Raw genomic sequence first — 11,642 nt, 5'->3', positions numbered from 1 at the left:
TATGTTAGAGAAGGCAAAGGAAGGAGAATGAACCCCTAAATTTTAAAAAGGATTATAGAATAAACTAAAATATAGTCCGTTTTCTTGTAATGTTCTCTCATTTGATGAGTTAACAGATACTAAAGGAATGCCCCAGTCAAGACGAACGGTGAAGCGATCGCCTTGTGACCAACGCAACCCCAGACCAACAGCAGCTAGAGTATTAGGGTCGGGGTTCTCTCTACCAGAACTGTTCCAGCCAACACCAAAATCCACAAACGGGACAACCTGTAAGGTGCTATTTATCTGGGGTAAACGCAGAATCGGTACTTGAACTTCCGCAGAAACAAAAGTGCCATTATCTGTAAGCAAATAATCTTGACGGTAACCCCGAATGCTATCCTGCCCACCTAAGCCAATTTGTTCTATAGGTAAGAGTGTTGTGGATGCTAGTTGCGTATTTAAACGAAGTAAAAGTAAGGTTTGAGGAGCTAAAAGGCGTGCCCACTGCGCTTGCCCTTGCCAAGCAAAAAAACGGCTATCGGGAGGATCTTGATTAATCGTGGGATTCAACACATCTTGATTAACCGTGGCGTTCAACACATCTAGACCCAAACTGAATTGAGAACGTAGGGCGATGACTTCACGGCTGTTACGATTCGTCCATTCTTGAAAAAATCGCAAGGCAGATACTCTGGTGCGTCCCTGTTCATCAGCACCAGGTGAAAGTTCATTAGGGGTAAGTCCAAATTCTGGTTGGAACAGCAGGGAAGATATGTCACTTTCTCGTCGAGAGGCAATAAAGCCAAGAGCAAATTCTTGTGTGGGAGTTTGGATGACTGGCTGGCGGAATGTCAGTTCGTAGTAGCGAGAATCCGATTCGATATCTAACAAGTCGAAAGGAGGCTCAATGACATTGCTCGACGTAGTGCCATAGTTGAGGGAAAGCGTTCCGTTGCGGGGATTGAGAGGCAATGTGTAACTAGCGTCAAAGGAGTTGCTACCATCAGTGTTGGTGTAGCCTAGACTCAGAGCATCTCCCAATCCGAGTAAGTTGGCTTCATTCAATCTTAATCCGCGTCGGAAACTGCCAACACTAGGCGATCGCCCATTATCAAGAACGATTGGGCTACTAAAGGTTTTTGCCTCGCTGATCCTGACTTCCAAAAGACTCGAACCAGTCCGCGATCCTGCGGTGAGTTCAGCAGAGACGTTTTGAATCAAAGGATTAAGTTGCAAAAGTTGCAGTGCCTCTAGTAGACGTTGCCGATTCAAAGGCGCTGATGTAGCTATTGCTAGTCGGCTACGGACATAATTCGGATTCAACCGCCGAGTTCCAGTTACCTGGATATCTTCTAATTTACCTTCCACCACCTGAATTTTTACAACACCGGATTGGATTGTTTGGGGCGGAATATAAGCACCAGAAGTAATGTAACCATTTTGGACATATAAATCAGTAATTTTAGAACGTGCTTGATACACTTGGGTCAGTGAGATCGGTCGTTTGGTAAATTCAGCAGTGGCGAGGGCTAACTCTTCGGGACTGAAGACTGTGCTACCAAGAACTTCAAACCGTTCAACAACAATATTTTGAGGAAAGTTACCAGGGAGTGGTTCATCAGGTGTGAGAGTTGGGGCAGAGGGTGGAAATAGTTCTGCTGGTGGAGGAAGTGGTTGTGGCAGTTCAGGTGATGGAACTGGCGAAGGTGAGGGTGGTTGGACATCCTGCGGCGGTGGGAGTTCTTGTGATGGGATAGAATTACCAGTTGGTAATTGTGTAGTATCAACAGCTTGAGCTTTCACTGGACTAGAAGTTATGCTGCTGAGTAATAGAAGCATACTTAGTGGTAAGCAGGACACTATAAGATTTTGAGGATATTTATCAATCATCGTACCGGGGTATTTTTTGTTAGAAACTATGGGATTATTCAAAGACTGTTTCAGATGTGAATCTTACTTCATCTTTTGTCACTAAAGTTGATATATTGGGCAAATTTCAATTTAAAAGCTAAATCAATTGGTTATTGCAGACTTAAAAACATTGATGGTGTTCGAGCTGCGTAAGCAAGCAGATATATTAGAATTATCTGTTGCTGCGAGAGTACGGCGTAAATCTATTTACTATCTCAACTAACAAGATTTGGGGCAAAATCCCCTTGTTAAAAGTAGGCAAACTTGCGTTTTGTTATGGTTTAGGGTTACTGCATATCCCTTTGCTGAAACATTCCCATCAATTTACGTTTACGAGCGTGGGTTTGCATCAAGTTTTGGCGATAGCTTAACCAGTCAGCTTTATTTCCAGATTCCAAGTAGGCGTTACGTGCCTTTTTCAACCATTCAACTGCGTAGTAGTAGTATTCGGCTTTACCTGCATCCATAATCTTTTCGGCACGGCGACGAGCATTAGCAATCACCCAACTAGGATTGTGAGCAATAGCAGCATCCATGACTCGGTGAATTAAGTCTGAATTATAAGAACTGAGTTCACTAGCGATCGCAATTGCATCATCAATTAGCCCCTCATGCAAGAATATATCTACCTTGGCTGATTCTGTTCCGCCACCACTAACAGTACGAATGATTCTCAACAGGTCTATTTTGACACTTTCCCAATTTTCCCCAGCCAATTCTGCCATCTTTTGGTAGTCAAAAAAGGAGGGCTTCACTTGAAAAGCCGCTTTGATTGCTAATAAAGCAGCTTCACTATCACCCAACTCAATAGCCAAATCACTTGTCCAAATCCCCAATTCATACTGACACTTACCCGGTAAATTTAATCCACTCTGGGCTATATTTAGTGCTTGCTGTAATGCCCCTTGAACGCTGAGTGTTTTCGCTAGGGCAAAAGCCTCTTCCATTGAGTTCATCTGGGTTTGAGCAGCATCAATTGCTTCTTCTACCCTGCCTAAACGCCCTAGCATTGTCAGATACTGCTGGGTTTGCCCTTCAGCTTCTGCTAAATATAAGTATTCTTGGTAACGTTCCTGACGTTCGAGGATTTTTAGCCGAATTAGTGCCAAATCATCCGCGTAGTCCGGCACGTCTTCTTCCCAAGCTCCCCTTTCGGTAATATTACCTTGAAGAACTTGCACCAGTGGTGGATAATCCCAACCTTGGCGTAAAACCTCCATAATCATGCCAAAATCAGCATTCCACTCATCTTGCCAAGCTTCTAAATTTATTTGAATATCAACTTTTTCTTCTGGGGTGAGTTCAGCACTGAGAATTGCTTCACACCAGGCATTATTTAATTCTTCGATAAGTTCATCATTTTCGGCACCGTATTCTGCAACATCATCCCAATTTTCCACACAGGTAGAGGTAATCGCTTCTAAAATAGCGATCGCATTCTCACCCTCTCCCCGTTCGCTAAAATCTACCGCAGTCTGCACCACACTCAGCAAGTCTTCACCAATTGGGTCTTCTTCGCACCCTTCCTCAAAATAGCGCACGGTATCCTTGAGAATCTGCCGCACTTGCCGCCGAAAGGGAGCCGGATCAATAGTAATGTGGAGCAAGGGTTTTGTGGTTGTTTGCTTGTCAGTAGGATTAGTCATCCAACTTACATGGCGGTCAATCGCCTCAATTAGTTGTGGATGTTCTGTTACCAACTCTTGTAGCAGTCTTTGAGTTTGTAAATAATCCAGGTGATTAAGTAGTTGTTCTAGGGTGGGGCGCTGCTCAATGTTTTCTGGGTTACGCACACAGACAAGCATCGTCGCTACAATGTGTTTGCACCACCCGTCAAACTTGTAGGCACAGGTGCAGTTTACTGAGGTTAAGCCACTGCTATCGAAACTCAGGTTGACATGATAAGGTTTAGCTTCAGTGCCTACAACATCTGCCTGAAGCAGATCACCACGTTGGGTAACTGTATTGACAGCACCAGCCTCATAGTATGCCTCGCCCCGTTGGAAAGATTTGGCGTTGGCATGACGGCGGATAGTAAATTCACTAATTTGGGGAATAGACATCGAGCGATCGCCTGCGTAAATCTTCTGGATGAATCCTAAATCCAGCTTAGTGTTAGGCTAACGCGCTGTAAAGAAATTCAAAGTTGTGACAACTCTCACTGCTAACTGCAAGCAGTGTAGCGGGAGCATCTCAAATTCACAAATAGAGACTTGCTGCTTCACGGGCTGGGTATCCCCTAAGCCTCCACAGCCAGGAATGGGTAGTCCAACCGACCCACGCTTTAAAAGATTCAATGCTGAATTCCAGTCGTGGTCAATGAGCAATCCACAAGAACAACTATGAACACGGACTGCCAAGGTTTTCTCTACTCTCTCACCACAACTAGAACAATTAATACTTGTGCCTCTAGGGTCAACTCCAAGTGTCAGCTTGCCGCGTTTTACCGTTACTGCTTGCATAATTAGGAGGAATTTGGAATCCATACCCGCCGTGTGGGTTTGGATTTGCCAGTGAGTTTTAGTTCCCCAACCAATTTCAAACGCGCTTGTGGGGATAGGGATTTAACTCCGTCCACTCCTGCCGTTTTCTTGCCTTGATTTTCCGTTGTTACCCGTCGTACCGCTAACATTCTGTTAGACCAAGACCTCATCAACGTCTTTTGGAGTTTGCGGCATCGCTTAACATCACCACGGCGGGAAGCAGGATAGATGCGTTTTTGCAACTTGAAGACGTATCGCTCGACAAGTCGCCAATTGATATCCTTCCATCCCTCGATATTCATTTCTGAATCCGAATTAGGCTTATTCATAGCTACTGTTACCTCTAGCTTTCCCACACTGCGGCTCATGTCTGCTTATCCCGGCAGTTACGCCATCCCTTTTAAGGCATTACCTGTCAGTTCAGGTTGGGCGTTTTGCTTCTTGAACCATCCCACCTACCCATTGCATCTGGTTCGACTACCTTCTGGCCTTTGGAAAAAATATCAAGATTTTCTGCAAAATCCTTGGCTGACAAGAACGATTGACTGCGCTAGCGATCTAAAATGACACTGTTAATCGGTAAACCAATTAAGTTGAATATATGGTGCGTCAACGCTCGATTTTTTCATTTTTCCTAGTACTATTGGCCACATTCCTGATTAGTTGTGGTGGCCCTGGTGTTGCGATCGCACCTCCGACTTACACAGCAGTACAACTTGAAAAAATTCAGGCTTATGTTCCTGAAATTCAGGCTGTGCGCGATCGCTCAGAAGAATTGACAACCCTGATTAAAAAAGGTGATTGGATCAATGTGCGTAACTTTATACATGGACCGATAACAGAAGCAAAGCTGAATCTGACTTATATCACTCCCAATCTTCTACCCAAAGACCAACCCACAGCACGTCAAATAACGCGAGATTTTTTTAAAGACCTGGTAAAACTCGATAAAGCTACTAGTGCTAGCAATCCTCTAGTTGCCTTGAATCAATCCCAAGCTGCTTTCGCAGAGATTGACAAATTCCTCGATCTGCTTCCTAAGACCAGCAGTGAAGCAGAGGCAAGTTAAGCGCAAGGTAAGATGAACTGAGGGGAGTGAGGAGGATGAGGGAGAGTAAAAATTGCTCCCCCTGTTCCCTCATCTCCCGCATCTCTCCCATCTTTGCCTCAAAACAGCAATGAGTCATGTAGTTATTATCGGTTGTGGTGTGGTTGGGGCTGCGATCGCATACCAACTGAGTCAAGAAAAAGGGCTGAAAATCACAGTTTGCGATCGGCAAGCACCAGCACAAGCTTCTACAGGCGCTGCACTTGGCGTTTTAATGGGCGCAATCAGCCAAAAAATTAAGGGTAAAGCTTGGCAGATGCGACAAACTAGCATCCAACGCTATGAAACTTTGATTCCTGAACTAGAAGCTTTAACAGGTCGCAAAATTCCTTTTAATCGCCAGGGAATTCTCAGTCTTGGTTTGGAAGAGGAGAATTTAGCAGCATGGGAAAAACTTGTAGAAGTTCGCCACTCTCAAGGCTGGCATTTAGAAATATGGGATACGGCTAAACTCAAAAATATTTGTCCTCAAGTTGATTGCGAAACAATTACTGGCGCTGTCTATTCTCCTCAAGACCGTCAACTTGATCCAACTGCTCTCACATTAGCTTTAGTTGAGGCTGCCCAGCAAAACGGTGTGACTTTCAAATTTGGTGTGGCTGTTTTGGATGTCCAAACCTCACCACCTGAATCTTCCCCCCAATTTTGCGTTCAACTTGAGACTACGGCAGGAAAAATAGCCGCAGATTGGTTTGTAGTCGCAGCAGGGTTAGGTTCGACACCACTAACAGCAAAATTAAATCAAATAATTGATATCCGCCCCGTGCTAGGGCAAGCATTGCAAATGCGTGTGGGGCATCCATTAGGAAATCCCGACTTCCAGCCAGCGATAACGGGTAACGATGTGCATATTGTTCCTGTGGGTGGTGGAGATTATTGGGTGGGTGCAACAGTAGAATTTCCCAGCAACGGCGATGAGATACCGCCAAATAAAGAACTGCTGGAATCTGTTAGAGAACAAGCGATCGCATTTTGCCCAGAGTTAGCCACAGCAACTATTCTCCGCACTTGGTCGGGGTTACGTCCCCGTCCTGAAGGCCGTCCAGCCCCAGTTATTGGTAAGTTACCAGGGTTTAGTAACATCCTCCTAGCTACGGGACACTATCGCAACGGCGTTTTACTAGCGCCCGCTACAGCTTATGCGATTCGTGAGATGATTATTCATCAGGGAACGGGGAATGAGGGACTGGGGACTGGGGACTAGGGATTGGGGACTAGGGACTAGGGACTGAATTCTTCTTATTAGTATTCAATACCCAGTACCCAATACCCAATACCCAGTACCCAACAGTACCCAATGCCTAATATAGGAAAATAGCGTGTCAATAACAGAACATAAAATCAATGTAGATTCACTAGAATGGTTTTATCGGGAATCTTTACCAATCGGTAGAACTGACTTAGCGCCTGTGTTGTTGCTACACGGCTTAGTCTCACAAAGTTATAGTTGGCGTAATATTATACCTGCTTTGGCGAATCAGGGTACAAGAGCGATCGCTCCAGATTGGATTGGTTACGGCAATTCTTTAAAACCAGAAAAGCGAGATTTTGCTTACACTCCCGATGCTTTTATCACAGCTTTAGAAGGATTTGTTAAAGCGCTAGAACTTGAACATTTTTCTTTAGTTGTACAAGGATTTTTAGGTTCTGTAGGATTACAATATGCTTTGCGTCATCCAGAACAAATTGCCAATTTAGCTATTTTAAATACACCAATTTCAACTGCTGCTAAATTACCCTGGAAAATTAAACAAATGGGTTTACCTTTGGCAGGTGAAGTAATGACCCAAGACCCGCTTTTGGTTGACCGGACGCTAGAAAGTGGAAGCCGTTATCGCATAGGGGATAAGGAATTAGATATTTATCGAAAACCATTTTTAAAAAGTTCTTCATCTGGGCGGAGTCTCTTATCAAGTATTCGCAATTTACAGCTTGATTCAGCAATGAAAGAAATCGAATCTGGCTTTAAAGAATGGCAACAGCCAATTCTAATTCAATGGGGTATGATTGACCCTTGGCTACCCGTAGACATTGCCGAAAATTTTGCCAAGTCCGCACCAAATACCGAATTAATAAAACTTAATAACGTCGGACATTATCCTCAAGAACATTACCACGAAGCGATTTTAGAAGACCTTTTACCCTTTGTGCGTCGTAAAGATGCTCATTGAGAATATACTTTTGGCGAAAATCGATATTATAAAAATGAAACCACAGATAAACATTGATAATTTATCTGTAGTAAAAAATGAATTCTGGATTTTGCCAGACTTATAATGTTATTTCAGCCTGCATTTTTGAGGTTTTTATTACCATTAAAAATGGATCGCAACCACAAATAAAGGAGATTAGTCTTCATGGCTTATTCATGGTTTAAAGCCTTTCATATTGTCGGATTTGTAGTTTGGTTCGCTGGTTTGTTCTACTTAGTTCGTCTTTTTATCTATCACGTTGAAGCGAACCTTGAACCTGAACCAGCGCGAACGATACTGAAAAATCAGTATCAAATTATGGAAAAGCGTCTCTACTATATCATCACTAACCCAGGAATGTTTGTGACGATCGCAATGGCTATCGGTTTATTAACTACTGAACCGGACGTTTTAAAAGAGGGTTGGTTGCATATAAAACTACTGTTTGTTGCTATTTTAATTGGCTATCATCATTACTGCGCTCGGCTGATGAAAAAGTTAGCAGTAGATGAATGTGGCTGGAGTGGTCAGCAATTACGGGCTTTAAATGAAGCACCCACAGTTATGTTAGTAGCGATCGTGTTGCTGGCTGTGTTTAAGAATAATCTACCTACAGATATCGCTGCTTGGGCTATTTTCGCCATGATTATTTTGATGGCAGTCACTATTCAACTTTACGCCAAAAAACGCAGGCAAGATAAAGAGAAGTTGACGGCACAAATAGGACAACCACAAGAACAAAGTTAGATGGGCTGCTAGATCCCCGACTTCTTTAAGAAGTCGGGGATCTGAACATGACTAACCTCGCAAAATTAATGCAATAGACTAGTAGTAGCTGTAGGTACAGTTTTAGTTTGGTAGGCGTTTTTGACACCAACCCAGTTACTAGCAATTGGCATTCGCCAACCAGTTCCAAAGGCGCGATCGGTAATTTTTAAACCGGGGGGTGCTTGTCGCCGTTTAAATTCAGCCCGCGCTACCATTTGGATTACTCTGTCTACAATTACCGGATCGTGACCGGCTGCAACTATTTGCGCTGCTGATTGGTGATTGTGAATCAGGCGTTGCAAAATATCGTCCAAAATTTCGTAGGGTGGTAGAGAGTCTTGATCAACTTGACCTGGTTTGAGTTCGGCGCTGGGTGGTTTAGTCAAGACGTTTTGTGGGATGATTTCATTATTGCGATTTAACCATTGGCAAAGTGAATACACACGGGTTTTAGGAACATCTGCAATCACCGCTAACCCGCCATTCATATCGCCGTAGAGAGTACAGTAACCAACAGCCATCTCTGACTTGTTACCAGTAGATAAAAGCAGATAGCCAAATTTATTAGCGATCGCCATTAATAAATTACCGCGAATCCGAGATTGGATATTCTCCTCAGCCAGCCCAAACTCTGTACCCGCAAATAAATCACCTAAAGTTTGATCAAAACCTTGCATTAACTCCCTAATTGGTAAAAGATGAGTCTTAATCCCCAAATTTTCGGCTAATGCCACAGCATCGCTAATGGAATGCTCGGAACTGTAAGGGGAAGGCATGAGAACACCAAGGACATTTTCTTTACCAAGTGCCGCAGTTGCGATCGCAGCTACTATTGCAGAGTCAATCCCACCACTTAAACCCAAAACTACTTTAGAAAAGCGACACTTACGAGCATAATCTCGCACTCCCAAAACCAAAGCTTGCCAAATTTCTTCATCTTCCGATTCATAGACAGGTGCTACAGAACCTAATTGAAAATCCCGTTGCCCTTCATCAAATTCAACTACTACTAAATCGGTATCAAAGCCACGGGCACGACATATAACTTCACCTTGACGATTCAAGGCAAAACTCCGCCCATCAAAAATTAGGTCATCATTTCCGCCAACCTGATTAGCATAAATCATCGGTTGTTGAAAACGTACTGCACTATGACTGAGCATTGTTTCACGAAACTGCTGCTTGCCGACAGTATAGGGGGAAGCAGACAAATTTACAATTAAATCTACACCCAAAATTGCTAAGTCAGCAATCGGATTTATTGCGTAACTGCGTTTGCCCCAGAATTCCTCATCGTTCCATAAATCTTCGCAAATAGTTACACCAATATGGATATCATCTAGAGTGAAATAATTAGCTTGCAACCCTGGTTCAAAATAACGACGTTCGTCAAATACATCGTAAGTAGGCAAAAGTCTTTTGTGAAAAACTTGCTTGACTTTGCCATCTTCTAACAAAGCCATGCTGTTAAATAAGCTTTTACCACCACTAATATGTGCTTGAAGATTCTGTTCAACAGTTCCTACCAAAACAGCTAACTTTGGTGGTAAATCCTGAGCCAAGTTTTGTAAAGTGATGCCCATCGCTTCCACAAAACTAGGATTTAGTAATAAATCTCTTGGTGGATAGCCACACAAAGAAAGTTCTGGTGTCAGCAACAAACGCGCACCGCTAGATGCTGCTTTTTGTGCCGCTTCCAGGATTTTTTTGGCATTTAAAAGCAAATCACCAATTGTCGGATTAATTTGAGCGATCGCAATCTTCATTTTTGGTTAGTTAGGAGTTAGAAGTTAGGAGTTAGGAGTTAATAGTAAAAACTCATTGCTTTGACTTTTAACTTTCAACTCTACGTAGCGGTTCATTAAATAAACACCAAAGGTTTATCCTTTAAGGGAGCAAAAGCTTCGGCGTCAAACTTATACAAACTAGCTGGACGACCAGCACCTCGTGATACTTTAATTCCGGTATCGCATAAAAAACCTAACTTGAGTAGACGCGCTCTAAAATTAGAATAATCGGAAAAATTGTCACCTAAAACTGTGGCGTATAACTGATATAAATCATTTAAGGTGAACATTTCTGGCAAGACTTCAAAAGCCACCGGACTATACTCTAATTTATTTCGCAACCGCCTATGTCCATAAGCCAAAATTTCATTATGGTCAAAAGCTAATTGCGGCACTTGTTTTACTGGATACCAAGCTATACCAGTCATGCGATCGGCAATTAATTCGGCTTCTTCAAATCGCACTAGGGCAAAGTAACTAACTGATAGATAACGCACACCATAACTATCAGTTGCTTCCCGTGGATCGCGGTTCGGTCCGCCAAATGTATACAATTGTTCTAAATAGAGATTGTTGACCTTAATTTTCTCTGCCATAATGCGATAGGCGGCATCTTCTAAAGACTCTCCTGGACGTACTAAAGTACCGGGAAGACTCCAATGATTTAGAAATGGTTCTTGCTGTCGCATTACTAGTAGAACTAACAGCCGATTTTGTACAGTATCTACAGAAAAAATTACATTATCAACACCAACCTTGAAATCGGCCAAAGGTTGTTGGTTTAACGGAGTTGGTATGTTTTTTTGTGAACGTCCTGGCATTCGTACAAATGCTCTCGATTAATATAGGCAACTACAGGGGCTGTGAGGGCTTGAGAATCTCCATGTTCGCGGTACGCTGTTGAGGAAACATCTAGACCGGTCAGACTAGCGATCGCAATCTTCCCTCCCAGCTTTTGCACTACCTCTGAACTAGATTCATCTATTGCATATCCCGGTCGCGGTACGATCAGTAGTTGCACTTGCTGTAACAAATCTTCAATGCGATACCAACGTGGTAGCTGACTCAGTAAATCTGAACCAATAATCAACGTCAATTCAGCATCTTCACCCCAAGTAAGCTTGGCTTTTTCTACTGTTTCCAGTGTTCTGAAGCTACTCAATTCTTGTTCCAAAGCAATATTGTGCCGTGGCGCGTCTATATTCGCAATCAACAGTTGCAGCATTGCCGCCCGATGTTGTAAGGGTGTTTGATGGGACTTAAATGGATTATCTGCTGCCCAAACCGCTACCCAATCATAACGCTCAGACAACCAACTCAGAATTTCTTGATGTCCAGCAGTTGGTGGATCGGCACTAGTTCCAAACAAAGCAATTCTCATAGTTATTCGTAATGGGCTACGCCCCGCTTC

The 11,642-nt window shown here is 43.2% G+C and carries 11 protein-coding genes; 4 read left to right on the top strand and 7 right to left on the bottom strand.

Annotation, left to right across the window (positions count from 1 at the left end):
- Window positions 1–42 precede the first annotated feature (42 nt).
- From LC608_RS21800 to LC608_RS21785, 4 genes are all read right to left on the bottom strand, one after another.
- Complete coding sequence (locus LC608_RS21800) at window positions 43–1,872, bottom strand: ShlB/FhaC/HecB family hemolysin secretion/activation protein (protein WP_229555599.1); 1,830 nt, start codon at window positions 1,870–1,872, stop codon at window positions 43–45.
- A 308-nt stretch (window positions 1,873–2,180) separates the two neighbouring features.
- Entirely contained in the window at window positions 2,181–3,956 is a 1,776-nt protein-coding gene (locus tag LC608_RS21795; RefSeq protein WP_229555502.1) for an SWIM zinc finger domain-containing protein, read from the bottom strand.
- A gap of 57 nt (window positions 3,957–4,013) precedes the next feature.
- Complete coding sequence (locus tag LC608_RS21790; protein WP_229555501.1) at window positions 4,014–4,379, bottom strand: transposase; 366 nt, start codon at window positions 4,377–4,379, stop codon at window positions 4,014–4,016.
- Window positions 4,358–4,744 (bottom strand): reverse transcriptase N-terminal domain-containing protein, encoded by a 387-nt coding sequence (locus tag LC608_RS21785; RefSeq protein ID WP_229555500.1) that lies wholly within the window; start codon window positions 4,742–4,744, stop codon window positions 4,358–4,360. The genes LC608_RS21790 and LC608_RS21785 overlap by 22 nt, the downstream gene beginning before the upstream one ends.
- 233 nt (window positions 4,745–4,977) lie before the next feature.
- Here LC608_RS21785 and psbQ point away from each other — a divergent pair, with 233 nt between their 5' ends.
- From psbQ to hemJ, 4 genes are all read left to right on the top strand, one after another.
- Window positions 4,978–5,445 carry a photosystem II protein PsbQ gene (psbQ, locus tag LC608_RS21780; RefSeq protein WP_229555499.1) on the top strand — a complete coding sequence of 156 codons (468 nt, stop codon included), beginning with the start codon at window positions 4,978–4,980 and terminating at the stop codon, window positions 5,443–5,445.
- 109 nt (window positions 5,446–5,554) lie between these two features.
- The gene (locus LC608_RS21775; protein WP_229555498.1) at window positions 5,555–6,688 is read left to right on the top strand and encodes an FAD-binding oxidoreductase; all 1,134 of its coding nucleotides are present in this window, start codon (window positions 5,555–5,557) and stop codon (window positions 6,686–6,688) included.
- A gap of 115 nt (window positions 6,689–6,803) precedes the next feature.
- Complete coding sequence (locus LC608_RS21770) at window positions 6,804–7,655, top strand: alpha/beta fold hydrolase (protein ID WP_229555497.1); 852 nt, start codon at window positions 6,804–6,806, stop codon at window positions 7,653–7,655.
- A gap of 186 nt (window positions 7,656–7,841) precedes the next feature.
- Window positions 7,842–8,423 carry a protoporphyrinogen oxidase HemJ gene (gene hemJ / locus LC608_RS21765; protein ID WP_229555496.1) on the top strand — a complete coding sequence of 194 codons (582 nt, stop codon included), beginning with the start codon at window positions 7,842–7,844 and terminating at the stop codon, window positions 8,421–8,423.
- Window positions 8,424–8,488: 65 nt separating this feature from the next.
- On the opposite strand, the gene LC608_RS21760 is transcribed toward hemJ, so the two are convergent.
- From LC608_RS21760 to LC608_RS21750, 3 genes are all read right to left on the bottom strand, one after another.
- Complete coding sequence (locus LC608_RS21760; protein ID WP_229555495.1) at window positions 8,489–10,210, bottom strand: NAD+ synthase; 1,722 nt, start codon at window positions 10,208–10,210, stop codon at window positions 8,489–8,491.
- 95 nt (window positions 10,211–10,305) lie between these two features.
- The gene (locus LC608_RS21755) at window positions 10,306–11,052 is read right to left on the bottom strand and encodes an NUDIX domain-containing protein (protein WP_094332339.1); all 747 of its coding nucleotides are present in this window, start codon (window positions 11,050–11,052) and stop codon (window positions 10,306–10,308) included.
- Entirely contained in the window at window positions 11,013–11,612 is a 600-nt protein-coding gene (locus LC608_RS21750; RefSeq protein ID WP_229555494.1) for a nicotinate-nucleotide adenylyltransferase, read from the bottom strand. Before LC608_RS21750 ends, LC608_RS21755 begins: the two co-directional genes overlap by 40 nt.
- Between the last annotated feature and the right edge of the window lie 30 nt (window positions 11,613–11,642).

Source organism: Nostoc sp. XA010 (genome assembly GCF_020829625.1).
Taxonomy (GTDB): domain Bacteria; phylum Cyanobacteriota; class Cyanobacteriia; order Cyanobacteriales; family Nostocaceae; genus Nostoc.
This window is presented reverse-complemented; position numbering and strand designations above follow the sequence as displayed.